The following is a 26,176-nucleotide window of genomic DNA, read 5'->3' on the forward strand; positions in this document are numbered from 1 at the left end:
AACTGCGGCGACGGATTCCGTGCGCGGTATCGTTGATGCGCGCTGCGGGGCTTGAACCAGCAGTGCTTTGGAGTGCGATGATTCAGCATCGCTTTGGTTTCTTTGCGGAACCGTCGAATTCCAGGCCGTCGTTCGATCTGCGTGACATCGCCGATTCCGTGAAAAGCGAAGCGGCGACAAGCCACCGCCTTCCAGCGGCGTCGTTTGTTCGAAGCGTGGCGGCGTCCTGGAAACCGGAAGAATTCACCGACATCGCTGATGCACGGACGGCGATCGACGGACGCTTCGGTTTCGGAAGAATCTCCGTTGTGAGTCACGTAGGATATGCGCGTCTCGGATGTCCGGTGACGGCGGTTTGAAATTCCCCGCAGCGGCGCGATGGCGTTTGCGTCACTGAATTCCTGCGGGTTGATCCGGGATCGTGAGCAACGAATTCTGTGTCGAAATCGCCGGCTGACGACCAGGTCGAACGGCAAAACGAGTGTCTTCCGATGCGACGTCGAGCTTTCACGCTGATCGAACTGCTGGTCACGATCAGCATCATCGCCATTCTGATTGCTCTGTTGCTGCCGGCCGTTCAGCAGGCGCGAGAGGCCGCTCGGCGAACGCTTTGCCGAAACAATCTGCGGCAACTGGGGCTGGCGCTGCACAACTATCACGACAGTTACGGACAGTTTCCGCCGGGTTCGGTGTGCACGGCGAACAACTGCGGCGGCGACTTTCGTCACGGCAACTGGAGCACGACGTGGACGATTTCGATCCTGCCGAACATGGATCAGGCGGCGCGGTTTCAGCAATGGAACTCTGACATTCCCAGCGATCAGCAGCCGCGCGTGACGGGTGTCGCTCTGACGATCATGAAGTGTCCTTCAGCCCTGGACCGTCCGGCCGCTGTCGGGCTGGAAGCGGGCAATCGAGGAACACCGGCGGCTCCCGCGCTTTACGACAAGGGCAACTACGCCGCGAACTATGGCGGCGGCTGGGCCAATGAGCCCGCTGGAGTCAACGGCTTCGACGGTGCCGTTGCGTGGAGCGGTTCGAATCGGGGAGTGTTCAGCAGCCGGCGAGCCGGCGACGCACCCTACGGCGCGCGAATCAGTGAGATCACCGATGGAACGGCCAACACGATTCTGCTGGCGGAAATTCTGACTCGCGATTCCAACTGGGACTGTCGCGGCTGCTGGGGCCGCGCGATGGGATCGGTTGTCTCCGCGTTCACGGGAGCCGCACCGGAAAACGGGCCGCAGGGAATCGCGACTCCCAACGTGCCGGCGATCGGCGATGGCCGCGACTTTCCTGTCTACTGCGGAGGCGACGGCGACCCGGAAACGAATTGCGACGACGCTCCGGGTTCCGGTCGCGGCGGCGTCGCGGCTCGCAGCCGACACACCGGCGGAGTCCAGATTCTGCTGGCTGACGGCTCTGTTCGCTTCGCAGGCAATTCCATCGACGCCGCGCTTTGGCGAAACCTGCTGACGATTGACGGCGGCGAAGTCACCGGTGAATTCTGATTCGCCGCCCATGCGACGACGGCGCGAGCGTTCTCAATCCGGGTTACGCAAATCGCGAGGTGGCAGCCAGGCGGCCGGGTCAAGGTGATAGAAGTCCCGCAGCACTTCATAAACCGCCGGATGATGATTTCTCAGCGACCGCGGACGTTCAAAGAATGCTTCCGTCAGCACGGCAAAGAATTCCGCGGCATTCTTTGAACCGTAGCAATCAATGAACCCGTGATGGCCGCGGCGGCAGTCTTCCACCAGGCGATCGAATTCGGGTTCCAGGACCTCCACCCAGCGTTCGAACTGTTCCTGAGTTTCCATCAGCGGCGTGCCGTCGACGAACCGGCCGTTCATCATGTCAAGCTGATGAGCGAACTCGTGCAGCACCAGGTTGTGCCCCGGCGATTCCATTCGACCGCCGGCCAGCACGTCCGACCACGACAGAATCACCGGTCCCTGCCACCAGGCTTCTCCCAGCCGAGGCTCGCCGCCGTGAATCACCAGGCCGGCACGCGTGATCTGAGTTCCTGCCGCCACATAGCCCGTCGGGTAAACAAGAATTGAAAGGACATGATCGAAGTAGACATCCCGGGGCATTCCGACGACCAGCAGGCAGGCCTGCGCAGCCACAGTTACCCGGATTTCATCCGTCAGCGTAAGTCCGCCGCAACCTTCCCAGTTCTTTTCGGCGACGAACACCGGGATCAAGCGACGCAGCCGGTGCTGCTGTTCTTCGGTCAGCTGTCCGGCATGAACAACGTTGTTGGCGATGTACGATTCCCATGCGTCGGGAAACGGCCGCGCGACCAGCTTTGCCCGGCGACGGTTGCGAAACCAGTTGAAGATCATCGAAAACGCCTGCTTCCCGCGCCATCATCCACGCTGTTTTCGTCGGATCATTCGACGATGACAATTGGCCGATCATCACGGTGCTGCAGTAGATCGTTCAGGCGAGAGTCGTCGAAAACTCCGTCATGAATCAGCAGGGAGCCGTCCCGGTCAGACGTCGGTGACGGCGCAACCGGCTGCCAGCGACTCCGCAATCGCTCAGCCGCGCGACGGCGATCGTCAACCGATTCTGAAACGGACAGCGGTACAAGCACGTCTCGCTGTTCGGGGAACAGGGATGCCAGTGCTTTTGCGGCATTGAGCCGGACCGCCGCATAGGGATCGTTGAGCATCGCGGCCAAAAACGGAGTCATCCAGTCGGTGCTCGAAACGGCCGCCGCGTCCGGCTGCGCAAACTGCCACGTCGAAATCACGCGCTGCCCGGCGTCTCCCTTCAGCATCCACAACACCGCCGCGGAAACAGACTTTTCGTCATCAGAAAGTTCCGGCGCTTCGGACTGATACCATTCCGACAGAACATCAGCCGTCCACTGCTGAGTGCGGTCAAGGTGGCACAGATTGCACGCATTCAGCCGAACGTTGGGGCCAAACGAAGCGACCGCCGGGCTGTCGATCCGATGGCTGCGAATTCCCTTCAGCAGCGCGAAGCTGCTGTACGGCATATGGCAGTTCATGCATTCGCTGCCGGATGATTCCGCCGGATGATGCGTGTGCCGGGAAACATCATCCGCAAAGTCCGTGTGACACTGCAGGCACGCGTGATTGGTTCTCATGCCAGGCTTCAACTGATCGTCCGGATCGCTGCCATGCACGGCATGGCAGGACAGACATGTCAGGTTTCCTCGAAGGTAGCAGCCTGATTCGATCAGTCCGTTGTATTCGCGACCGCCGCTGCGGCAGGCTCCGTCCGACCAGAACCGGCTGACCTGAATCTGTTCCTTTCCATCGTCGAACACCGTTTCGTCGTCGATCGTCAGGAACCGAGCCACGTCGCGCATGTCCCGGCGAGGATCGTGTTCGCGACCAAGCGTCTGATGGTCCCTGTTGGCGGGATTGCCGTGATCGTATTCGTAGTGGCTGTGACACGTGCCGCACGCCTGGCTGGACAGATGCGGATTCTCCTTCGCGGGATTGAAGACTGTGCGGTCGCTTTCCGTTTCATTCAGATGGAACTGATACCGTCGAACAGGATTGCGGTTTTGCGCGACGTGCTGACCGCAGGCACCGTGGCACGATTCACACGAGATGCCCAGTTCCGCAGTTCTTGTGTGACGGTATCGGCCGCTGAGTCCCTCGAAGCCGGGCTGGCCGCCGACGCTGTGACAGTTGATGCACACCTGATTCCACACCTGGTGCCCCATCGCCGGCCGAGTCACCGGCGGCTGCAGGAACACGTCGTCGCGATGCATCCACAACCGGTCAGTGATGTTGTAGCGCCACGGAAACTGCCAGAGTTCTCCGGCATCATTGCCGACGTACCAGAACGCCTGAAACGCATGTGACCCGGTGGTCATGACCAGTTGCCGTTCGACCAGCGGAAAACCGCCCTCCGGAAGCGCCGCGCCAACCGTGGCGAACTGCAGCGTCAACTGCGGATCCTGCATCGTCGCCCAGAATTCATCGCCGCGCCGTTCGATCCGGGCTGTCTGCCCGTAGCGAGTCAGTTCCTGGCCGTCGAACGGAGCCACAACAGTTTCGGGCGTCGCCACCTGAGTCATCGTGCGGTGGAAGCTTCCGTGCCACGTGTCGTATTGCTCCGCATGGCACGAACGACACGCCGCCGAACCGGCGTACAACCCGTCAGTCCGAATTTCCGGGATGGCAACCTCGGCGGTCAACCGGCGGTTTTCCCACAGGTTCCGTTGCAGCGTGACGCCGACAGCGACTAACGCAATCGCGGCGATCGCAGCTGCCATCGTCGACAGCGATATGAGCCCCAGACGAACCGGCAACAGCCCGACGATCAGCAGCCCCGCCAGTCCCAGCAAGCCATACAGAATCCACTCAACGAACATAGCGACGCCGCTTGGAAGTTGACGGTCAGCGAACCCTTCAAAGCTTACGCCATGCCACAACGAAACGCGAGTTCCGTGCGCGGCCGGCCTCCCCCGAACTTGCTTCGCTCGTTCGACCCCTCCCTGATGGCCTTCGGCCGGGAGGGGTGCACAGGACTTGCGCGTCCGGCGCGTCCACCTCTCCCAGGCGAAGCCGGCCAGGAGAGGTCGAGCAAGCGAAGCGATGCTCGCGAGAGGGCCGAGTGGCGTTCAGCGTCCGTCGCACACAGCACGTTCAACGCGCGGCCGTGCCCTCCCCGAACTTGCTTCGCTCGTTCGACCCCTCCCTGATGGCCTTCGGCCGGGAGGGGTGCATAGAGAGCTGCGCGTCCGGCGCGTCCACCTCTCCCAGGCGAAGCCGGCCGGGAGAGGTCGAGCAAGCGAAGCGATGCTCGGGAGAGGGCCGAACGCGCGTTCAGTGTCCGTCGGTCGAGCAGCACGTTCAACGCGCGGTCGTGTCCCTCCCCAGAACTTGCTCCCCGCTCGTTCGACCCCTCCCTGATGGCCTTCGGCCGGGAGGGTGCATGGAAAGCTGAACGTCTGGCGCGAGAGGGCTGCGGACGAAGTCACCCGGCGGCGTTGTTATTCGGACCGCTGTGTGACCTGCGTGCCGGCTTCGACACGATCGCCGGGATACAGAATGACGCGATCGCCTTCCTGCAGCCCGTCGAGAACTTCCGCGTTGTCGTCGTTGCGGTGGCCTGGCTCCACGTCCCGCAGCTCCGCTCGTCCATCGGAAATCACGAACACCGCCCAGCGCTGTCCTTCACGGAACAGGGCTCCCGTCGGGACGGTAATGACGTCTTCGGACGACCATTTCACGATCTCCGCTTCGACCCGGTAACCGTCGCCCAGCGCGGGGCGCTTTTCCAGGGGATCAACGAAGTCGATGATGACATTCACGCGCTGTTCTTCGATTCCCAGCGCAGAGATTTTTGTGAATGCCGCCGGCTCGACCAGTCGCACACGGGCTTCCAGCGGATGGTCGCCTCCCCATTCCTTCAGCAGGACTCGAGCGCCCGGATGAATCTGAACGGCCGCCGACGACAGAACATCGACTTCGACTTCCAGGTCTTTGGGGTCGCCGACTTCCAGGATCTTGTCGCCGGCGTTCACGACGGTGCTGCTTTCCTGATACACCTGCAGGACTCTGCCCGACACGGGCGACGTGATGGGAAAGCTCCATTCCGTGCCGGCGGTCGCTTCCTGGCCTTCGCCGGTTCTCAGCAGCGCGGCTCTGGCCTGATCGAGTTCAAACGACGCGATCTGACCTTCCAGGCGAGCGGCGTTGTAGTCGTTTTCGGCCTGCCGAAAGGCGACTCGCTGACGATCCAGATCCTGCTGCGACGCCGATTGTTTTTCGAACAGCCGCTGAATTCGCGCGAATTCCGATTCCTGCAGGTTCAGAGCGTCCCGGGTCGTGGCGAGTTTCGGTTCCGCCTGGCTGACTCGCGCTTCGGCCGCCTTCACGCGGGCTTCCGCCTGAGCGACGGTTCGCGGATCCAGCAGCGCCGGATCGGTCGGTTCGATTGTTGTCAGCAGAGTCTGCTTCGCCACAACTTCGTCGCCGGGGTGCAGACTGATTCTGACCAGCCGGCCGTTCAGCGGAGCGGACACGACATACCGTTCGCGGATGCGGGTGCGGCCATCGTCGCTGATCGTGACGACCAGCGGCCCGCGGGCGATGACGGCGGCGTCCACCTGCACCGGTTGCGGCCGCATCGCCATCAGCACCGCGGCGATCAGACTTCCAGCCACAGCCACGTAGAACAATCGCCGAATCCAGACACCCATGAAATTATTCCTGCGCCTTCAGCACGGCGAACAAGTCGAGATGATCCAGACGCCGTCGCACCAACAGCCCTGAAATCACAGCGGCCAGCAACACAATCAGCACGGCTTCCGCATACGTTGAATCGTCAATGATCAGCGGGAACCGAAACAGGTCGGTCTGCAGAGATCGTGTGGTCAGCCATGCCATGCTGTAGCCGAACGCGAGTCCCGCCGGAAGCGCGGCCAGCGTCAGAATGGCCAGTTCACCCAGCAACACGACGGAAACTTCCGCGTGAGTGAACCCCAGAACTCGCATCGTGGCCAGTTCGCGATCCCGCTCAGACAGCGTAATGCGAGCCGTGTTGTAGACGACTCCCGCGGCGATCACGATGGCGAATCCGACCACGAAGCTCTGCATCTGCAACTGACTTTCGGCAACCGTATCGTAGAAACTCTGAATCATGGCTTCCTTCGAAACCACGCCGACGACATACGGCGTCTGCTTCAGAGTCCGGTACACGTCGTTCAGATGATCGTGGTCCACCGTCAGCCACGCGCCGGTGACTCGCGGTCCTTCGCGCCCGATGCGGCTGACCAGACTTTGCGGCGCATAGACGTTTGTGCCGGACAGATCGTCGATGGCCGCGACGACCCTTGCCGTCACAACGGGACGTTCGCCTTCCAGCACTTCCACGGTCACGGTGTCGCCGACCCGGATGTTCAGGATTTCCAGCAGAATGTCGGAAACCACCAGCCCGTCGCCGTTCAGCGGCTGTTCGATTCCTGCCTGGTTGACGACGCGATAAATCTGCCGGTCATCTTCCAGTCCCATGATGGCGGTTCTGTGGGAACGCGGTCCGTGCCGCAGCCGCACCGCGAGTCCTCGAAAAGTTTCCACCCGCCGGACGCCCTTCATGTTGCGGAAGTCGTTTGCGACATCAGTCGGCGACGGTTCGATCAGGTTGACCCACAGATCCTGTCGCTGCACGCGTCGAAACTGAAAGTCGATCAGAAACTCCAGAGCGTCGTAGCTGAAGTTGCCGACGACCAGGATTCCGACAGCCGCGGCGATTCCCATCACCGAAAACGCCGACTTGACGGGCCGTCGGCGCAGTTGTCGCAGAATCATCCGCCATGTCTGAGGCAGCAGACGCTCCACGCCAAAGCGTTCCAGAAACGATCGGCGATACTTCCCCGGCGGAGCGGGACGCATGGCTTCCGCCGGTGGCAGCCGAGTGGCCGCGCGCAGGGAATTCAGCGTCCCCAGAATGGCGGCCGCCGAACACAGCCCTGCCGTCACAACGGCCGTGCGCCAGTCGAAGTCGAAATAGAACAGGGGAAACTTGAAGTACTTCGCATACATAGACGCCATGCCGTGCCCCATCCACACGCCAACGCCCGTGCCGATTACGACTCCCACCGCCACGATTGCGCCCACGATCCGGCAGTAGTGCCAGCCGACTTCCAGGTTGTAATAACCGAACGCCTTCAGCGCCGCGATCTGCTGCCGGTGAGTATCAATGACCCGCGTCATCACCATGTTCAGCAGGAACGCGGCCACGGCCATGAAGATCGCGGGCGTGACAATTCCCATGACCTTCAACTGCGCAAGTTCGTCGGAGATAAACCGGTGCGATCTCTGGTCGTTCCGCCCGAAGCCTCCCACGCCGCCCCACGGAGCCAGCAGATTGTCCAGCCGACGAATCACGTCCGCTTCGCTGGCTCCCCGCATCAATGTCAGAGAGATGTCGTTACAGGCGGCCTTCATGTCGAAGGCCGCTTCCATTTCCGTTCGCGGAACCCAGAACAGTCCGAATCGCCTGAAGTCGGGAAGAATGTCGCCGGGATTCGATTCCACGATGTATTCGGGCGACATCACGACACCGACCATTTTCAGTGCTCGCAGCCGGCCGTTCAGAATCGCTTCCACGGAATCGCCGGGATGAAAACCGTGTTCGTTGGCGAACGATTCCCCGACCAGGACTTCCAGGCGGCCGGGCTGAGGAAAGCGGCCCCGTCGCAGATGCAGCTGATTCAGTTCCGGCTGACCATAGTCGGGAATGGAAATCAGTTTGCCGACCGCCGGTTCACGCAGACCGGGCACAATCAGATTGACGTTCTGAACGATGCGTGCCTCCACGCGCGCGACCCCGGGAATCTGCTGCACGCGCGATTCCAGAGTTTCCGGTCCGCGTTTGAAGCCGGCAAACACGTCGGCGAACCGGTACCGCTCGTAGTACGCCGCCCGCGTTCCGTCCAGCGTTCGCAGTGTGCTGAGCGACATGACCGACATCGCCACACCCGAAGCGATTACCAGCGCAATCGCAAACGCCTGGCCCTTCATCTCCAGCAGGTTGCGAATCAGTTTTCGATTGATGGCTTTCATGTGTCGTGACGCTGAAGATGTGCCGTGACGATGAAGGAACGGCCGACCCGCCGCGAGCGAACGCGGCCGGCACTGCGGACAATCCGCGAACTCACGCCGCGAGGCGCCCGTTGCTGCGGTGAACGACTACCACTGAATCTCCCGGGCGGCTCTCTTGTTGTCGTTGGTGCGCATGTCCGAAATCCTTCCATCGGAAAGGCTGATGATGCGATCCGCCATTTCGGCGATCATCGCGTTGTGAGTAATCAGCGCGGTGGTGGTGCCCATTTCGCGATTGATGCGTTCCAGCACTTCCAGCACAACAACGCCGGTCTTTGCATCAAGCGCGCCGGTGGGTTCATCGCACAGCAGAACTTCCGGACGCTTGGCGATGGCACGGGCAATAGCGACTCGCTGCTGTTCGCCGCCGGACATCTGCGACGGGAAGTGGTCCATCCGGTCGCCCAGATGAACCAGGTCCAGAGCTTCGGCCGGTTCCAGAGGATTCGTGGCGATTTCTGTCACCAGAGCCACATTTTCCCGCGCGGTCAGGCTGGGAATCAGGTTGTAGAACTGAAACACGAAACCCACGTGATGGCGGCGAAACCGGGTCAGTTGCGTGTCATCGCCCGACGTCAGATCTTCATCCAGAAACCTCACGGTACCGGACGTGGGCGTGTCCAGGCCGCCCAGAATGTTCAGCAGCGTCGACTTCCCGCTTCCCGACGGCCCCAGCAGTACCACCAGTTCGCCGCCGAACAACTGCAGCGACACACCCCGCAGCGCATGCACCAGGACTTCACCCATCTGGTAGACTCGGGTGATGTCACTGGCGGCGAATACCACGCGCGGCGATGTCTGAACCATGTTCGACATTCGAATAGCGTCCTGTTCGGTCCAGCCGGGTCGCAGCGCGAAATTCGGATCACCGCATGTCGCGAATTCGGCGGGACCATCTTCGGTCGCACGGCGTCAGCGGCCGGGAGAATGGATGACGACTGTTTTCATTTCGGTCATTTCGTCGATGGCGTACTTCGGACCTTCTTTTCCCAGACCGCTGTTTTTCAGACCGCCATACGGCATCAGATCGGTCCTCCACATGGGACCCCAGTTGATGTGAATGTTGCCGCTGTGAACCTCGCGCGCGAAGCGAAGGGCGGCGTCGATGTCCTGTGTGAACACACCGGCGCTGAGGCCGAACGTTGTGTCGTTTGCCATCCGGACGGCATCGTCGATCGAATCAGCCCGGAGAATTCCGACCGCCGGACCAAACAGTTCATCTCGCACGATTTTCATGTTCGCCGAAACGTTGTCCAGCAGCGATGGCTGCATTACGGCGCCGGAACGTTCGCCACCGCAGACCAGTCGAGCTCCCTGACTCACGGCCTCGTGAACCCATTGGCGAACACGTTCCGCATCAGCCTCGCGAACCATGGGTCCCATCTGAGTCGCTTCCTGCAACTGATCTCCGGCCGCGATGCCGGCGACGCCGGATTGCAGTGATTCCAGCAGCGAATCGTAAACTTCGCCGCAGACAATCAGTCGCTGAGCCGAAATGCAGACCTGTCCGGCGTTCGCGAAGCCGGATGTCAGCGTCGCCTGAGTCACCTTCTGCAGGTCGGCGTCGGGCAGAACAATCAGCGGACTGTTCGAACCCAGTTCCATCGTGACCTTTTTCAGTCCGGCGATCCGGCAGATGTGTTCGCCGACGTCCTGGCTGCCAGTGAAGCTGATCTTGCGAACTCGCGGGTCGCGGCAGATCGCGTCGCCGATCGTCGATCCGCTGCCCGTGATGCAGGAAATTCCCAGCGGAGGCAGACCGGATTCCAGCAGAATCTCTACCAGCTTCAGCGCCACCAGCGGAGTGTCACTGGCCGGTTTCAGAACGACCGAATTTCCCGCAGCCAGCGCCGGTCCGATCTTGTGACAAACCAGATTCAGCGGAAAGTTGAACGGAGTGATCGCCGCCACGACACCGCACGGCACGCGCAGAGTAAATCCCAGCCGTCCTTCCGTGCCCTTGCCGCCGTCCAGCGGCAGAAGTTCACCGCCCAGCCGCTTGGCTTCTTCGCCGGAAAGTTCCATGGTCTGAGCCGAGCGATCGACTTCGCCGCGAGCTTCGCGAAGAGTCTTGCCTTCTTCCCGGCTGATCGTCTGTGCCAGGTCTTCGGATCGCTGACGCATCAGTTCAGTGGTCTGACGCAGAATCAGAAAGCGGTCATAACCCTGCAGCGCGGCCATGTCTCGGGCGCCGGAGACAGCCGCGTGAACAGCCGCTTCGACATCCGCCGCCGATCCCTTCGGCACCGTGTCGACGACTTCGCCGCTGTACGGGTTCAACACGTCGATCACTTCGTCGCGATCCTGCCATTTTCCGGCCAGATAAAACTTCATCGCTGAGTTCTCCGAAAGTTCGTGACGGCACCAGCTTCCATGTCGATCAGGCGACCTGGTAGGCTCAACGTTTCGCCGGACATTGTCAACTGCACTGTGATTTGGTTCATGGCATCTGTGCGCTACGACCGAGACCCCTTGCCGGATCGTCCGGAGTGTCGTGGTCGCGCGCCGCAGCTTCGCTGGTGGAATGAGGTTTTTACCAACCGGCAGACGCAACCAACGGACGCAGCGGGAAAATGCTCAGTTGGCGGCGATCGCAACGGCAACCAGCGGAAATATCGCAAGCGCCTCGCTCTCGGAATTCGACACGACTGCGACAGTTGTTGCCAGCGCCACGACGTTGATTGACACAATCGTAAGACAGAAGACTTCGGGAGCCGCCAAAGCCACACGCAACACCGGTAAGATACGACGACTCTGCTTCGCCGGGCGTGGCTGCAGTGTTGCCAAAAGATGCACACCAGCAAACAATGACCAAACAAGCCAGGGCACCAGCGATGTTTGGAACGATTTCCCAGACAAACAGTACTTCGCAATAGGCCCGCCAACGCGGCGCAACGCAATCGCAGCTTCAACCGGACGCTTTGAATAGTTGCCTTTGAAATAAACAACGCATCAATCCGACGCCGCGCCCGTTCCACTAAAACCTCCTCCGCAGGAATGCCACATCGCGTCGTTCAAGGCAGGACCTGAAATCTTCCAGACATCCACTTTAACCACCGGCCCGAAAGCCGGTGTCCCCTTTACAGCTCAGAATGGGTAGCTTGCAGTTTTGTCATCAGATCGTTTCGGCGACGGAACACGCGGGCGATTCGGAGAGTTCACATCATGCATAGTTATCTCTCAGAACTCGTCATTCTGCGGCCGGTGGTCGCTTTTGCAATTCTGTTGTGTATCACCCCGGCAACTGCTGAAGACCGATTTGCTGGTGTTGATCAATACATCACGGCGGCGATGGAGAAATGGCAGGTTCCGGGCCTGGCAATTGAGGTGGTGAAGAACGGCGAGACGGTGCTCTCGCGTGCTTATGGCGTGCGAACCGTGGATGCACAGAACGAACCGGTGACGATCGGGACTCGGTTTTCGATCGCTTCCTGTACGAAGTCGTTCACGGCCTGTGCCATCGCGATGCTGGTGGATGAAGGCAAGCTGCACTGGGATGACACGGTCCAGTCCCACCTGCCTCAATTCAAAGTTGCTGATCCCTATGTCACTCAACACGCCACGGTCCGCGACCTGCTGTGCCATCGGACGAATCTTGTGGCCGGTGAACTCCTGCTGATGCGTGGCGATGTCTCGAACGCGGAAATGCTCCAACGGCTCGGGGACCTGCCACTGGCGAAACCGTTTCGCAGCGGATTCGCATACAGCAACCTGATGTATGATGTGCTCGGGCAAATCATTGAAGCGAAAACGGGGCAGCCGTGGCAGGCGTTTGTCGCAGAACGGATTTTCACGCCACTCGAATTGGGATCGACGGCAATCGATCGTGGCTCCATTCCCGAAGATCTGATTGCAACTCGTCATCGCATCTACGACGCCACCGTGTCACCTCTGCGATCTCAGGAGTATGACACCTACACATCGGCTGCGGGGGCGATCTATTCGACCGCGGGCGACATGAGCAAATGGTTGCAGTTTCATTTGAACGAAGGACACGTGGGAAACCGGCAGCTCGTCAGCAAAAACGTGATGCGGGAAATGTGTGCCGTTCAGCAGTCCATTCCTGTCCGTTGGCGACCGAATTCCGATGTGTATGATCCACGATTTACCGGATACGGCCTCGGCTGGTTTCTTCGTGATTATCGCGGTCGCAAGGTCGTTCAGCATGGCGGCGCGTGGGGCGCGGAAACGGCGATTCTGCCGGAGGAAGATCTGTCGATTGTTGTGTTGACCAACCGCGACTGGAACGGGCTGACGTGGATGCTGATCTTCGATGTGATCGACGCCTGCCTTGACAGCCCGGAGCGAGCGTGGCAGAAAGGCAGGAAGTGGGACAAGTGGCTGCCGCTCGGCGGACCCGACGCCCAGGACAGAACGCGGGCCGAGCAGTTTGCGAAGTTGGCCGCATCGAGAAAACAGGGTTCCCAGCCGTCGGTGGCCCTCGAGTCGTTCGCAGGCGTGTACCAGATGCCGTTCTACGGGGACCTGATCGTCAAAGTGGAGAATCGTCGACTTCACGCCGACTTCGGCCAGTATCACGTTGTTTTCGACCACTGGGACGACAATCGATTCTACGCCAGAGGCGCGATCGTTCCGCTGTTCGACTGGCTGGTTTCGTTCGACGTCGCAGACGACGGGACGGTCCGGGCACTGGAAATCAACCACATCGGCTGGGACAAACCGGACGAACGCTTTGTGTTTCGCAGGATGTGACCGGAGCTGCTGTGTGGCACGGGGAGTGTGAGTAGTTTTTTCGAGTCGACGCGACCAGAAATGATTCCTGATCGTCCTCCATTCCGATCCTGCCGTGTGAAGCGTTCAATGGCTGGAAGAATGCCGTGCTTCCGTTTCGCCATCCCATGGAGAGTGCGGTCCCTTGTGCGGCAAACGATTTGACAATTTGCCGAATCGCGCGGGCAGGAGGCTCGCCGGTCTGCAGATGGTTTGCAGAACACTCATTTGACATGAATCAATGGGAATTCGCTCACTCGCAGTCGCGCGCTGCCGTAAGGGACGAGTTGCACGCGCGTAATCGGCTCACCGGATTTCTCGATTCCCTGAGGCGGATCATCCGCCGAGTGGTTCCTCAATTGCCAGTTCGCGATCTGTTGCGCCGGCAGGCTGATGATGACCGGCGCGTCGTGTTCCCATGGCTGATACTCGCCACGGTCAGCCAAAAAGACCATCTCGCCTCGATCAGCGAACGGGAGTCCCGTGATGGCGTGCCGCTCGACCGCGGCCTCGACCGGGAGCGACTGTTCGGTCACGAGCAATCCATAATTCCAGTCGGTTGTGGGATAAATCTGCCAATCCACTGAACCCTGGTATGGAATGCTTATCGCGTTGCGCTCGCCCGTGAACGTGATTCGTTCATATTGCTTTCCCATGCGGAGCGCGAAGTAGAGCGGGCCTCGACGAATAGCGACAGCCCCCGTTGGGCGCTGCTCCAGTTGCAAAGGCATCGCCAATTCAACGTGAATCGTGTCACCGGCGCGCCATTCCCGTTCGAGGCGCACGAATTCACCACCAGGACTCTCCTGTGCCGCGACGCCGTTGACTGAGACGGAAGCTCCAGCCGACCATCCAGGGACGCGGATCGATAGAGGAAATGCCGCGGGCCTGGAAGGATTCACCTCGAAATCGATTTCTCCGTCGAAGGGATACTCTGTCGATTCACGGATCGTCACTGAAGTCCCGTTTGACAGTTGCGTTTGCACTTCCGAAGGTCCAAGAGCCGCGGCACAGAGGCCTCCGTCAGGGGTCTTCAACCACAGTTGCTGCACATAGCGCGGCCATCCCTGGTGAAACCCGACCAGACAGCAGGGATAGTTCGGCATCAAGCCATAGATATTTGCGGTGCGATCGTTCGACTGCCAGTCTCGTTCGGCAACGCTGACGACAACCTGGTTGGCCTGCTGATCGTACTGATGTGCCCAGCAGTCTGCCGTCATCCCTCCGGGAAGAGCATTGAACGCCAGCAACTCAAGCCGATCGAGCAGCCTCGGATCGCCGAAGGTGAGAAACGATCGTTCCAGCGAGTTCATGAACAACACAATCGTGCACAGTTCTGTTCCCTGAGTCGGACGCCTGCCGGCCAGGTGCTCGTCCGCAGCGTATCGCCCGCCGATTTGCCCGTGGGACTTGTCGAGAACATCCAGAATCTTCGCCAGCGTTCTGCGGTAGAACGGGTCTCCAGTCAGTTCGTACCGCAGGGCCGGATACTTAATCGCTTTGGCAATCGTGTAGCCGTGTGACGTGCTACCGTCCGAACCAAAGTTCGTGGGCAGCGTTTCCGGATCTGTCCAGGGAAAATGAGCGAAGTGCAAAGACCAATTGAAGCTTTTCTCATTCAGCTTGTCGATCAGCGGCAGAACTTCGGTATCGCCAGTTTGGCGGTAGTACCAGACTGCGGAGGCAAGATGCTCCTTGATCCGGCTGTTCCAATGCGGCGACAGTCCAAAGCTTTCGTAGGCCGCGTCCAGAAACCGGAAATATCCCTTCATGAGAGGTAAGATCCGTGAGTCCTGCGTGACCTCGTAATAGTCGCAGAGCATCATCAGCAGAATGGCATTGTATTCCGTCATATGGTCCGGGTTCCAGCCACGAACGCCACGGTCGAGACCGAACCATCCGTCAGGGCGCACACTTTCCAAAATCCAGTCCACGTATGGTTGGGCTTTGGCTTTAAGGCCGGCATCGTCCAAGACCAGACCCGTTGCGACGAGACCTTCAAGATACACGGCCATGAACTTTGCTCCACGGCCCCAGGTTCCCCCGATCAGTTGATCGCGGTAGAGCTCGCTGTCGCCACCTTTCCACACCGAATTTGTCAACCAGAATTCATCCAGATGACCAGTCAGGCCGTCACGCTGCGCCTGAAGCTGCGCGCGCAGCCAGCCCTGCGGCCGAACTGTTCCCAGCGGCAGCCTTTCGAAAGCTGGCTCAATTAACTGACGACGTTTCTGACTCTGAAGGCCCGGCTCCTCCGCAACTGCCGACGCTGTCTGCGCATGGCAGACCAACAGAACTGCAATTGAATAAAGCAACAGCAGCCGAGAAGCAGTCGCAATCAGTTCCCTGCGTCGCACCTTACCCGGCACAGGGAACGGCATGTGCCGGAGGCTGTACTTTTTATAACTCACAGACACATCCTCATCGAAGAAACGACACGCAAGGCGAATTGGAGTCGCCAATTGAGCTGTCCCGAAGCAAAGTCGACAACCTGTGGTATCTTGCGAACAGGAATCGCCGCGCGTCGGCGTTTAACACATTAACGGCAGCCAGTATCGACGGATGGGAGCAAGCGAGCCATCCTTTTGGACCAATACGCGGTCGAGCGTCTTGACTTACATACAAAACGGTCCAATACTCATGCCATGATTGGCCGACCGAGACAATTCGACAGGTGTACCGCCCTTTGCGCGGCGACTGACATGTTCTGGAAGCGAGGCTTCACGGCAACGTCGCTGGATGATTTGCTGAGTGTGATGTCGCTGTCCAAGAGCAGTTTCTATGCGGAATTTCGAAGCAAGGAAGATCTGTATCGTGTTTGTTTGAGGCACTATCAGGATACGATTGTCGAATACCTTTCGCAGTTGCGAGCAGATTCGGCGTCGACCTGCAACTTCTTCACAGCCATCTTTGGCGAAGCAGTTGAGGATGGGGCAGCGGGAGATCCGAAAGGATGCTTCATCGTCAACTCGGCAATTGAATTTGGCCAACACGACTCGCGATTTTCAGACGACGTCCGGTCCGCTCTGACAGAAGTGCAAAACGCGTTCGAGGCGGCCATACGGCAAGGCGTTCAAAGCGGAGAACTGGCAACAACTCCTTCGCCAAAGGTCATGGCCAAATATCTCCTGACGTGTTTGAGCGGCGTGCGAGCGATGGTAAAAGGTGGAATGCCTGTGACGGATGCCCGTGCGGTTGTACGCAAAGTTCTTGATTCCCTGGTGGAAGACAGCTAGTCCTCAAACCAACGAGCACGGACGGCTTTGGGCGAGCGCAGGACCGGCGGGGCGTTGGGGTTGTTGCCGGGTTTGCTGCTTCAATTGCCTCGGCCTCGCTGGTCTGATTTGTCAGAAGTGATTGCTGGCTACTTACCTATGCAGTCTACTTCCGATGCAATAGAGTGTGGTCTCTGAACGCACGAACATTTTGCCGTCGCTGATGGCGGGGGTTGAGTCGAAGCCGCTGGTATCGGCGGTCATGTCGGCAGATCCAATAATCCGGAACTCCGGTTCCGGCGCAACGATATGCACCATGCCCGACTTCTTCAGGATATAGATTCTGCCATTCGCCATGACGGGCGAAGGATAGTCGCCACCGCCGCCGCGCCCACCGGAACCGCCACGCCCGCGTCTGCCGCCGAAGCGTCCGCGACCTTCGGAAGGTCGTTCCTGGCTGGCCTCGCCGCCTCGGTTGACCTGCGGCTCCGGCTGGCCGCTTCCCGACAAGCGCTCCTGGAAGATTCGTTCTCCCGTGCGGGCGTCCAGACAGGTGATGACGTCGCCGTTAATCGCGAAGACATGACCGTCCACCACGAGCGGGCTGGAGTAGCGGCTTTGAATGGTCGATGTCCACACCGACTCTGCATTCGGCCCGTCTTCAACCAGCGCGACGGAGGAACCGTCCCGTGATGCCTGCACAAAAATGAACTTGCCATCGACATCAACCACCGGACCGATGTTCGTCTGATTTCCACCCGGCCCCGGTACCGACCACAGTTTCTCTCCCGTTGCCGGGTTGATTGCCCAAACTGATCCGGAAACAGCGGCGATCAGTTTGCCATCGAGAAGTACGGGCGTGGCCCACACGTTTGCCAGAGCCGGGTCTGAAATTCGCCACCGCTCGTCCCCTGTCTTCGCGTCGAGTGCAACCAATGACTCTGCTTCGTCAGACGCATTGATCACGACCAGATCGCCTACGAGGACGGGACTTGCGGACGAACCCCAGCGCTGGCGACCGGATCCGGTTCCAACACTGGTCTGCCAGAGCTTGTGTCCTTGCAGATCAAACGCCAGAACACCCGACTTACCAAAGAAGACGTAGACTCGTTCACCGTCAGATGTTGGCGTATGACTGGCGTATCCGTGTGAAGGAACTCCTGCGCCGGAAAACGGATCTTCAGGCTGCACGGCATCAATGTCAGCCTGCCAGATCTTTTTGCCACTTGATGCATCCACGCATAACAGATGTCGCCTGAGATCCTCGATTTGTCCTTGATCACGGCCGTAACCACTATACGCAGTCACGAACACGTTGTTTCCGACAACAATAGGACCCGACACTCCACGACCGGGAAGCTCCAGCTTCCATTTCGTCCCCTCGGTCAGTGTCCATGTTTCCGGTAAAGGCGGACCGTTCTCAGCGATTCCGGAGCCGTTCGGTCCACGGAACCGTCGCCAGTCGGCGAAACCATCGCTTTCGAGGCTTAACAGAATGACTCCCAGCAAGAGAGCCCGGTGAATTTGACGTGACATGGTGATCTGTTCCTCCATCAGGCTTCGAACGGGCGGGCTATTCAAGAATGAGTCAAGGAAAAATCACTTCAGCTTCGCCAACTCCTCAAGCACATCATTCGCGCTCGCGCGTCCGCCGTGGGAGGTGCTGGTCATGCCGAACTTCACTTTGCGATCTTTCCCGATCACGAAGGTCGATGGATACGCCGTTTCGCGCGGTGCTTCCCAGCGGAGACCCCAGGCATTCGTAAATTTATAATCCGGATCCGTCACATAGTGAAAGTTGTCAGGGAAGTCCCTGGTCCCCTGAAACTCCGTTGCGTGTTCCGCCAGAAGATCAGCCGGTCCGGGGTAGATCATTACCACCGATGCGCCTGCTTTTTGGATCTCATCCTTTTTGGTCAGAAACTCGCCGACCTGGCGGCTGCAAATCGGACACTGGTACCCCGGCCAGCCACGCAGAACGAGAACTACGACCGGTCCGCTTTCAGTCAGCTTCTTCAGTGAAACAACGTGCTCTTTAAGATTATTCAACTCAAAGTCCGGAACTTCTTCACCAACCTTCGGCGGATGAGGTGGCTCTTTTCCGGGGACTGCCTGTGATCGACGCCCTCTCTGACGTTCCTGAGACATGGCGGGCGAAGCGAGCACCATCGAAACCGTCAACAGCACCGTGAGTCCAACGAGAAATCTCGACATCAGGATGACCTCCAATAGCCGTGCTTGTGGTCCACGAACTCGATCAGGCGAAAACCCGAGGCGCAGTGTCACTTCCCTGGTCGAGCAAGATCGTTTTGAACCGAACGGTCCAATACATCAGCATTCTGAGTTCGCAGCAGGTCGTCGTCAAGCGAGGCGCAGGAAACGTCGGCAATCGGGATCACGCTCGCAATGCAAATTGATCTTCGCGCGGGATGGCTGGAAGTTCTTTCCTCCGGCGGTTTCAGCCCTCTGAACAGCAACCTCGTCCGAAGTCTGGAGGCGTGGCGAATCACGTCCCGCGCTCGCGTCGATCCGAAACGCTGGAAGAATATCCCGCGATACGACACACCGATCGGGGACGACGATGCTGGCCGAAACTGATTCCGGTCAGCGATTCCATACCTACGGCAAGTTGATTTTGAAAGTGGGCCGGTCCCACAACGGCTTCAGGTGCTTGTCGGAGAAGCGAAAGATCGCTTCGTTTTCAAAGACGTGCCCACCGGGGTGAAAGTTGAAATCAAATCTCTCTGTCACGCCCAGCCGAACTGGCGCAGCCGTTGTGAGATCGACTTGAACAGGAAAGCTTCGCCGACTTGCCCGTCGCGGGCTAAGAACCGTCCGCAGATTTCTCGCCGTCATTTCGTCGCGAATTTCTGGATCCGATGGTTGTATGAATCGACGACGAACAATTCGCCCTGGGGATTAATGGCGATGCCATGCGGCGCAGAAAACTTGCCCGCTTCGGCTCCCTGTCCCGTCTGAATGCCGCCGAGATATTTTCCGTCGGCGTCAAATTGCTGAATTCGGCCGCTCAGCGAAGCGACCCAGATATGATCATCCGCATCGACCGTGATACCCACGGGGCCTTCGAGGTACGATCCAGTGAAAGTGCCGCCGAAGTGGCCCGGCGCGTCTTTGTTCGTGCCCCACTGCAGCAGCGGCACACCTGCTTTCGTTAGCTTCTGAACACGGCAGACCATCCCTTCCGTCGTGTAAAGGTTCCCGTCGTGATCGAAGGTGAGAAACTGTGGCCCACCGACTCGCGACTGCGGATTCGTCGTTCCACCGAATTGACCGGGCTCCGTGCCGTACTCACCAAACTTCGCCAGAAAACGGCCGTCTTTATCAAAGACCTGCACTCGGCGATTCGTCTGATCGGCGACGTAGACATGGCCGTCCGGCCCGATCGCTACGCCGCCAGGCCAACTCAACTCCCCATCTCCACTCCCCGAGCGACCGAATTTCCGGAGGAGTTTTCCTGTAGAATCGTAGACCGAGATGCAGTCTCCGGACTTCACGGAATCGCTGCCGCCAGCCGGGAAATGAGAGATATACAGCAGCCCGTCCTCATCTGCTGTAATGCCTCCGGGATTGGCAATCACCGGAATCGTGGCGAGATGCGTGCCGTTAAAGTCGAACTTCTGCACGCGGTTGTTGTAATGGTCTGTGACATAGAGCGCTCGCGATGCAGAGTGACGCCAATGCAGAAGTTAAATTGGCCGTCTTCTGTTCCTTTTTCGCCCCAGGCTTTAACGAACCGGGGTTCGGCGGCAGTGACGAGGGCAGGGAAAATCAATCCCGCGACCACTGCAACGATAGACAACTGTCTCATGATGAACTCCTCGAAGATCCATTTTGGGTAAGCCTCACGAAAAACTCACGCCGGTGCCATTTCGTCGGTTTGATCGGCAACCGACGCAAGGTAACGGATTAAAGGTGCGCCTGCTGGTTGGAAGCAGCAGACGCGGCGACCCGCGCAATGCGATCAGCGTTCCGGACGTCACACTTCCGCACGCCGCGAGAACCTGACGGACAAACAGACCGTCAAGCTGAAGGACAATCTTCGCAGCGTGCGCGCCTATTTGATGCGAGGAGCCCCCCGATAAACACAACAGGGGCAGCGATTCTGGGAATACCGCAGTCCGGCCTCGGCGGGAAAGTTTCCGGACGAATGGTGCATGCGGGCTATGCGGTCAAAGATCGAACCGATGAAACAGATGGCGAAGGCTCTGCGAGGCCACCGGGAATTGTTACTGAACTGGTTTCGAGCCAAAGGCGAACTCAGCGGCGGCTGTGTGGAAGGTGTAAACGGCAAGGCCAAACTGGCGATGAAAAAGGCCTACGGTTTCAAATCCTTCGAAACCAGCGAAACCGCCCTGTATCACCAGCTGGGAAAGCTCCCCGAGCCCGAATCCACCCACAGATTCTGCTGACGAGGCTGAATTCGCGGCAAGTGCGCCGGCAGGACTGCTGAGACGGTGGCGACACCACGCCTTCACCACGTAAGATTGCAGTCTGCGCCTAACCCGTGCGATGGCGCCTCCCGCCCGATTTCCTTCCCGAGTCTTACCTTCGCGAGTCTTCCTGTCATGCGATTTGTTTTGTGCCCAAATGTGAGGCTGCGTGCCGCGCGATTGCTGCTGTTCGCGATTTGCTTTCTGTCGCCGTTCGCTTCGGGAGACGAATCGTCCGATACCGGCTCCGACAATAAGTCAGCGACCGTCGAGCCGGCAACCGATGCCGATGACAGCGCCGACGATTCCACTACCGTTGACCCGGCGCCGGATGCGGTCGTCGTGCCGGATGGGATCCTGGAAGGCGGATCCGGATGGCTGAATACGTCGAAGCCGCTGACGATGAAGGAACTGCGGGGGAAAATCGTGCTGCTGGATTTCTGGACGTATTGCTGTATCAACTGCATGCACGTTCTGCCCGACCTGAAGTTTCTGGAAGAGAAATATCCCAACGAGCTGGTGGTCATCGGTGTGCATTCCGCAAAGTTCGACAACGAGAAGGACTCCGACAACATCCGCAACGCCATCCTGCGATACGAAATCCGTCATCCCGTCATCAACGACAGCGACATGGCGGTGTGGCAGAAGTTTGGCGTGCGAGCCTGGCCGACGCTGGCTCTGGTGGACGCCGAAGGACGTTACATCGGTTCGCAGGGCGGCGAAGGTCATCGCGAACTGTTCGATCAGGTGATTGGAAAGCTGGTCGCCTATCACCGCGCGAAGGGAACGCTGAACGAAAAGCCGCTGGCATTCGATCTGGAAGCCGGTCGCGTCGAAGACACGCCGCTGCGCTATCCGGGAAAGGTCCTGGCGGATGAGACTTCGGACCGGCTGTTCATCAGTGACAGCAACCACAATCGCATCGTGGTGACCGACCTGAACGGATCACTGAAGCACGTTATCGGAACCGGTGAGATCGGTGCCGCGAATGGTGCCTTCGAAGAAGCACAGTTCAGTCGTCCGCAGGGAATGTGCCTGGTCGAATCCACGCTGTATGTGGCCGATACGGAAAACCACCTGCTGCGATCGATCGATCTGGATGCGATGACCGTAAGCACGCTGGCCGGAACCGGAAAGCAGGGCCGAGTGGGAGCGATCGACGGCAGCCTGGCTCTGACGGCGTTGAACAGTCCGTGGGACGTGTGCGACATCGGCGGCACGCTGTTCATTGCTATGGCGGGGCCACATCAAATCTGGGCTCACGAACGAGGCTCCGACCGGATCCGCATCCACGCGGGTAGCGGTCGCGAAAACGTCACCAATGGCCCGCTGCTGACGTCCGCATTCGCGCAACCGTCCGGTCTTGCTGTTTCTCCTGACGGCGCATCGTTCTTCGTCGCCGACAGTGAAGGATCGGCCATTCGCCGCGTGCCGGTTGCCAATGACGGTCTGGTCACCACGCTGGCGGGAACGTCGGAATTGCCGTCCGGTCAGTCCCTGTTTGCGTTCGGCGACGTTGATGGAGTCGGTGACGCGGCCAGGTTTCAGCATCCGCTGGGCGTCGGCGTTCTGGAAGGTTCGCTGTACGTGGCCGATTCGTACAACCACCGGATTCGCCGCGTCAACCTGAATTCGGCCGAAGTTACTTCGTGGCTGGGCACGGGGAAACCGGGTTCCGGACTGGCTCCGCCGCAGTTGGATGAGCCTGCCGGGCTGAGCGTCGCGGGCGGCCGGCTTTACATCGCCGATACCAACAATCACAGGATCTGTGTTGCGGATCCTGCTACAGCCGAAATGACCGTCCTGTCGATCGACGGCCTGATGCCGCCGGCGGCGGTCTCGGAGCAGAAGCCGGAAAAGGCGAACGATGGCAACTGAACCGTCTTCCTCGATGCCGAAGAAGGGGCGGTTGTTTGGCATCGACTACGGCACGAAACGCGTGGGAGTCGCCGTCAGCGATTTGTTCCAAAAGCTGGCGTCGCCGCTGCACAACTACCAGCGCAACGGAGCCCAGGCGGACGAACATTTCTTCCGCAAGCTGGCCGAAGAATACGAAGCTGTGGGTCTGATCGTGGGCCTGCCGGTTCACCTCAGCGGCGACGAAAGTGAGAAGTCGCGCGAGGCCAGACGTTTCGCGTCATGGCTGTCAAAGGTCACGCGGCTACCCGTTGCCTTTCAGGACGAACGGTTCACCAGTGCCGAAGCGGAGTCGATGCTGCTTCAGGCCGAACTGACGAAGAAGCAGCGCAAGGCCAGAATTGACAAGCTGGCCGCTCAACTGCTGCTGCAGGCCTGGCTGGATGCAAGAGAACAGCCGCAGCAGCCGCTGGAGTCGTATCATCCGGCCCCGCGGAGCTGACGGCACGGGCATCGGCATGCCCATCGCCGGAAACAGCAATTGTCAAATTCTCATTTGCAAATCAATATCCGTATTGCCTTACTGCGAATTCTGACCAAGAATCACTGACTTGAGCAGGTGTCTTGCTGCTCTTCGTATCTTGTTCTCAGGGAAGATCTGGAATGATGGTAACGCAGACTCACTTTCAACCCGGCGACCTGGTCATCTATCACAAGACCAAGCACAGCACGACTCCTGGTCCGCGCGCATCGGACGTTCAGCCGGCGAGAAACGGTGACACCTACAGCTATACCGTCGATAAATTCTGGATCGTCCGCGATGTTCTGAGCGATGGAACGGTGATCGCCGAAACTCGCCGCGGCAAGCGGCATCACATCAAGCCCGGCGACCCGCTGCTGAAGCGCGCCAGTTTTCTGCAGCGGCTGATGTATCGCTCGCGATTTTCCGCGCTGGCAGCCCGCGTTGAGAACGAACAGGTGGCGGCGTCGCAGAACTAAGGCGTGCGGCTTGCGGACAGGTAACAGCTCATCTGCCGCTCGCCTAAGAAGTCAGCGACTTCCCTTCGTGTCGGATCGCATCCAGCAGCGCCGACAGGTCGTCTTCCGTCGTTGTGGGATTCATCACGCACGCTCGCAGTGCAGCCTTCCCGTCCAGTTGCGTCTGGACGATGTAGAATGCTCCGGATTGAATCAGCGACGTTCGCAACTGTCGCTGAAACGTGTCGATCGTTGCGGGAGCGGCATTCCGAACAGCCGCCGGAAGATGGCGGAACGCGACGATGTTGCATTCCGGCACGTGCAGCGTTTCAAAGTCTTCCGCATCGTTCAGCATTCCGTGCAGCGTTGCGGCGAGTTCAAAAACACGGTCGACCATCGCTTCAAACAACGGCTCACCAAGCAGCGACCACAGCCCCCACAGTCCGAACCCGGTGGCTCGCTTGGTGCATTCCATCGTCGCCGTGCCGCTGTCGAACGCAGCCATCCCCGGTGCGGACGGATCAAACAGGTACGGAGCGTTCTGCCGAAACGTCTCGAACCGGTGCGACTGCTGACGATACAACACGGCCGTACACAGCGCCGGAACGAACAGCATCTTGTGAGCGTCCCAGACGACACTATCGGCGCGTTCAAGGCCGGTCAGCAGGTGTCGATGCCGGCGGCTCATCAGGACGGCTCCTCCGTGTGCCGCGTCGACGTGCAGCCAGACACGGTGCCGCTGGCAGACGTCCGCAACGTCGTCCAGCGGATCGAAAGCGCCGATCGGTGTCGCGCAGGCGCAGGCCGTAACCGCCATCACGCGCCGTCCTTCGCGAGCCAGCTTTGCCAGCAGCCTGTCCAGGGATTCGGGATCCATCCGCCGGCGATCGTCGATGGCGGTTGAAACGACCTGACGAGTGCCCAGACCGAGCACTCCCGCCGAGCGGGTCACGCTGTAGTGAGCGTCCGAGTGGGCCACCAGCACGGCATCGGTCGGCACGCCGCTTTCCCAGCAATCCGGGAACGTCACATTGCGAGCCGTCAGCAGAGCAGTCAGGTTGGCCAGCGACCCACCGTGAGTCAGCAGCCCGCCGGCCTGTTCCGAATCCCAGCCGACAAAGCGGCACAGGCGGTTCAGCAACGCGAACTCAACCGCGGTCGCCCACGGGCCCATTTCGAACACCGCCATCACCTGATTCGTTACTGCTCCGACGGCATCAAACAGCGCGGCGATCGGGACGCTGGCGGGAACCTGGTGACCCAGATAACGCGGATGATGCAGGTTCTGTCCGGAACGCAGCATCTGCGCGACCAGGTCACGGAAGCGGCCGACGACGTCCGGTTGTTCGCCGAGGGTCCCTTCCGGCGGAGGCAGGAACGATTCCGCCCGTGCAATCAGTTCCGGTGGAGACGCCCAGTTCAATACCGGACCGGCGGCCCGTCTCGCAGAGTCCGCAGATGATCGGTCAGCAACTGCTGCCATGCCTGCGCCAGCGCGTGAAATGTGTCGGGGCTGAACGCCTGGCGGATGCGTTCCGCAGGCGAAACGCTGGATGCTGGTTCGGTCACTGCTGCACCGGATTGATTATTCTGAAGTCGGTTTCAGCAGTATTTGAACGGCAGCCTCCCGAGACTCAAACGGTGTCCAGAAAAAATCCGTCTTCGTGTTTTCCAGAAGCATCAGTGTCTTCAGCATCTCCCGCAGATTGTCATTCAGGTTGCAAAGCGCCGCTTCACCGCCGTTCAGCCGAACCTTTTTGGCCAGGCGAATCAGAATGCCGACAAACGTGGAGCCGAAATGATCCAGCTCGCTGAAGTCGATCAGCAGGTGATCGTAGTCGGAAGAATCGATCAGCCGGTAAGCGTCGTTGTACGCGTCTCTGATGTCCGAATCCCGAAACTGCATCAGTTCCCGCGACGGAACCACAATCAGGATTCGTTCATGACGTTCAAATTGGAAAGCACGGTTTGTTGTCAACACAGTAACTTCCATCACATCGGGCGCCGGGGTGAACTGCAGCAAAGTGAAGAATCCTGATTCGGAAAAATGCACAGCTCGACCAACCCGCGGTCGACAGACCACCTGATCTGTCAGTCACAGATTGAATGCCACGGCGTTCATTTTCTCCACGACAGTCACGCCTTGTTCCCTCGCCCGCACAGCGGGAGACGCAGGTTGTTCTGCGTTTGGCAGAAAAATCGGGGACAGGGCCTGGCGCGGAACTGATCTTTTCTCAGCCACTTTGCTTATCGAGACCGACGACGGAACCCCGCCAGCCGCAGCAAATGCAAGGCGATTTCAAATCGACCGAGATCGATCGGAGCTGGATGACACGGGCGCTTC

22 protein-coding genes and 1 pseudogene are annotated in these 26,176 nt (G+C 59.5%); 9 read left to right on the plus strand and 14 right to left on the minus strand.

Going from position 1 to position 26,176, the window contains the following annotated elements; translation table 11 throughout:
* The first annotated feature begins 77 nt into the window (after nucleotides 1-77).
* Together R3C19_07640 and R3C19_07645 are read left to right on the plus strand one after the other, a co-directional pair.
* Nucleotides 78-359, plus strand: coding sequence for a hypothetical protein (locus tag R3C19_07640; protein MEZ6060216.1), 282 nt, complete (start codon nucleotides 78-80; stop codon nucleotides 357-359).
* A 132-nt stretch (nucleotides 360-491) separates the two neighbouring features.
* Nucleotides 492-1,511, plus strand: a complete 1,020-nt coding sequence (locus tag R3C19_07645) for a DUF1559 domain-containing protein (GenBank protein MEZ6060217.1) — start codon at nucleotides 492-494, stop codon at nucleotides 1,509-1,511.
* A 33-nt stretch (nucleotides 1,512-1,544) separates the two neighbouring features.
* On the opposite strand, the gene R3C19_07650 is transcribed toward R3C19_07645, so the two are convergent.
* The 7 genes from R3C19_07650 to R3C19_07680 all read right to left on the minus strand — a co-directional run bounded on the left by R3C19_07650 (nucleotide 1,545) and on the right by R3C19_07680 (nucleotide 11,459).
* Entirely contained in the window at nucleotides 1,545-2,348 is an 804-nt protein-coding gene (locus R3C19_07650) for a zinc-dependent peptidase (protein MEZ6060218.1), read from the minus strand.
* A 47-nt stretch (nucleotides 2,349-2,395) separates the two neighbouring features.
* Nucleotides 2,396-4,363, minus strand: a complete 1,968-nt coding sequence (locus tag R3C19_07655) for a multiheme c-type cytochrome (GenBank protein MEZ6060219.1) — start codon at nucleotides 4,361-4,363, stop codon at nucleotides 2,396-2,398.
* Between the two features lie 621 nt (nucleotides 4,364-4,984).
* Nucleotides 4,985-6,196, minus strand: a complete 1,212-nt coding sequence (locus R3C19_07660) for an HlyD family efflux transporter periplasmic adaptor subunit (GenBank protein ID MEZ6060220.1) — start codon at nucleotides 6,194-6,196, stop codon at nucleotides 4,985-4,987.
* A gap of 4 nt (nucleotides 6,197-6,200) precedes the next feature.
* Entirely contained in the window at nucleotides 6,201-8,561 is a 2,361-nt protein-coding gene (locus R3C19_07665) for an ABC transporter permease (protein ID MEZ6060221.1), read from the minus strand.
* Between the two features lie 126 nt (nucleotides 8,562-8,687).
* A complete protein-coding gene (locus R3C19_07670) occupies nucleotides 8,688-9,416 on the minus strand; it encodes an ABC transporter ATP-binding protein (protein MEZ6060222.1) in 729 nt (242 codons plus the stop codon).
* A 96-nt stretch (nucleotides 9,417-9,512) separates the two neighbouring features.
* A complete protein-coding gene (locus R3C19_07675; GenBank protein ID MEZ6060223.1) occupies nucleotides 9,513-10,934 on the minus strand; it encodes an aldehyde dehydrogenase family protein in 1,422 nt (473 codons plus the stop codon).
* A gap of 243 nt (nucleotides 10,935-11,177) precedes the next feature.
* Nucleotides 11,178-11,459, minus strand: coding sequence for a hypothetical protein (locus tag R3C19_07680; protein ID MEZ6060224.1), 282 nt, complete (start codon nucleotides 11,457-11,459; stop codon nucleotides 11,178-11,180).
* A 306-nt stretch (nucleotides 11,460-11,765) separates the two neighbouring features.
* Between R3C19_07680 and R3C19_07685 the strand changes: the two genes are divergently transcribed.
* Entirely contained in the window at nucleotides 11,766-13,313 is a 1,548-nt protein-coding gene (locus R3C19_07685) for a serine hydrolase (protein ID MEZ6060225.1), read from the plus strand.
* Between the two features lie 242 nt (nucleotides 13,314-13,555).
* On the opposite strand, the gene R3C19_07690 is transcribed toward R3C19_07685, so the two are convergent.
* Nucleotides 13,556-15,793 (minus strand): glycoside hydrolase family 127 protein, encoded by a 2,238-nt coding sequence (locus R3C19_07690; protein MEZ6060226.1) that lies wholly within the window; start codon nucleotides 15,791-15,793, stop codon nucleotides 13,556-13,558.
* Nucleotides 15,794-16,033: 240 nt separating this feature from the next.
* Here R3C19_07690 and R3C19_07695 point away from each other — a divergent pair, with 240 nt between their 5' ends.
* Nucleotides 16,034-16,567: a TetR/AcrR family transcriptional regulator gene (locus tag R3C19_07695; protein ID MEZ6060227.1), complete on the plus strand. Its 534-nt coding sequence runs from the start codon at nucleotides 16,034-16,036 to the stop codon at nucleotides 16,565-16,567.
* A 132-nt stretch (nucleotides 16,568-16,699) separates the two neighbouring features.
* On the opposite strand, the gene R3C19_07700 is transcribed toward R3C19_07695, so the two are convergent.
* On the minus strand, nucleotides 16,700-18,082 hold the full coding sequence (locus R3C19_07700) for a PQQ-binding-like beta-propeller repeat protein (GenBank protein ID MEZ6060228.1): 1,383 nt from the start codon (nucleotides 18,080-18,082) through the stop codon (nucleotides 16,700-16,702).
* A gap of 63 nt (nucleotides 18,083-18,145) precedes the next feature.
* Nucleotides 18,146-18,760 (minus strand): peroxiredoxin family protein, encoded by a 615-nt coding sequence (locus tag R3C19_07705; protein MEZ6060229.1) that lies wholly within the window; start codon nucleotides 18,758-18,760, stop codon nucleotides 18,146-18,148.
* Nucleotides 18,761-18,952: 192 nt separating this feature from the next.
* Between R3C19_07705 and R3C19_07710 the strand changes: the two genes are divergently transcribed.
* Nucleotides 18,953-19,144: a hypothetical protein gene (locus tag R3C19_07710; protein MEZ6060230.1), complete on the plus strand. Its 192-nt coding sequence runs from the start codon at nucleotides 18,953-18,955 to the stop codon at nucleotides 19,142-19,144.
* 254 nt (nucleotides 19,145-19,398) lie between these two features.
* Here R3C19_07710 and R3C19_07715 read toward each other — a convergent pair whose 3' ends face one another.
* On the minus strand, nucleotides 19,399-20,190 hold the full coding sequence (locus tag R3C19_07715) for a hypothetical protein (protein ID MEZ6060231.1): 792 nt from the start codon (nucleotides 20,188-20,190) through the stop codon (nucleotides 19,399-19,401).
* 483 nt (nucleotides 20,191-20,673) lie between these two features.
* Between R3C19_07715 and R3C19_07720 the strand changes: the two are divergent.
* The 4 genes and pseudogenes from R3C19_07720 to R3C19_07735 all read left to right on the plus strand — a co-directional run bounded on the left by R3C19_07720 (nucleotide 20,674) and on the right by R3C19_07735 (nucleotide 23,853).
* Nucleotides 20,674-20,976, plus strand: a pseudogene (locus tag R3C19_07720) (transposase).
* 156 nt (nucleotides 20,977-21,132) lie between these two features.
* Complete coding sequence (locus R3C19_07725) at nucleotides 21,133-22,875, plus strand: thioredoxin-like domain-containing protein (GenBank protein MEZ6060232.1); 1,743 nt, start codon at nucleotides 21,133-21,135, stop codon at nucleotides 22,873-22,875.
* Nucleotides 22,865-23,356, plus strand: a complete 492-nt coding sequence (gene ruvX, locus R3C19_07730; GenBank protein ID MEZ6060233.1) for a Holliday junction resolvase RuvX — start codon at nucleotides 22,865-22,867, stop codon at nucleotides 23,354-23,356. The genes R3C19_07725 and ruvX overlap by 11 nt, the downstream gene beginning before the upstream one ends.
* Before the next feature lie 161 nt (nucleotides 23,357-23,517).
* The gene (locus R3C19_07735) at nucleotides 23,518-23,853 is read left to right on the plus strand and encodes a hypothetical protein (protein ID MEZ6060234.1); all 336 of its coding nucleotides are present in this window, start codon (nucleotides 23,518-23,520) and stop codon (nucleotides 23,851-23,853) included.
* 43 nt (nucleotides 23,854-23,896) lie between these two features.
* On the opposite strand, the gene R3C19_07740 is transcribed toward R3C19_07735, so the two are convergent.
* The 3 genes from R3C19_07740 to R3C19_07750 are packed head-to-tail and all read right to left on the minus strand — an operon-like array spanning nucleotide 23,897 to nucleotide 25,810.
* Nucleotides 23,897-25,255 (minus strand): aminotransferase class I/II-fold pyridoxal phosphate-dependent enzyme, encoded by a 1,359-nt coding sequence (locus R3C19_07740; protein MEZ6060235.1) that lies wholly within the window; start codon nucleotides 25,253-25,255, stop codon nucleotides 23,897-23,899.
* Complete coding sequence (locus R3C19_07745; protein ID MEZ6060236.1) at nucleotides 25,252-25,401, minus strand: hypothetical protein; 150 nt, start codon at nucleotides 25,399-25,401, stop codon at nucleotides 25,252-25,254. The genes R3C19_07740 and R3C19_07745 overlap by 4 nt, the downstream gene beginning before the upstream one ends.
* A 16-nt stretch (nucleotides 25,402-25,417) precedes the next feature.
* On the minus strand, nucleotides 25,418-25,810 hold the full coding sequence (locus R3C19_07750) for an STAS domain-containing protein (GenBank protein ID MEZ6060237.1): 393 nt from the start codon (nucleotides 25,808-25,810) through the stop codon (nucleotides 25,418-25,420).
* Nucleotides 25,811-26,176: the final 366 nt, after the last annotated feature.

The sequence above is a fragment of the Planctomycetaceae bacterium genome (genome assembly GCA_041398785.1).
Classification (GTDB): Bacteria; Planctomycetota; Planctomycetia; order Planctomycetales; family Planctomycetaceae; genus JAWKUA01.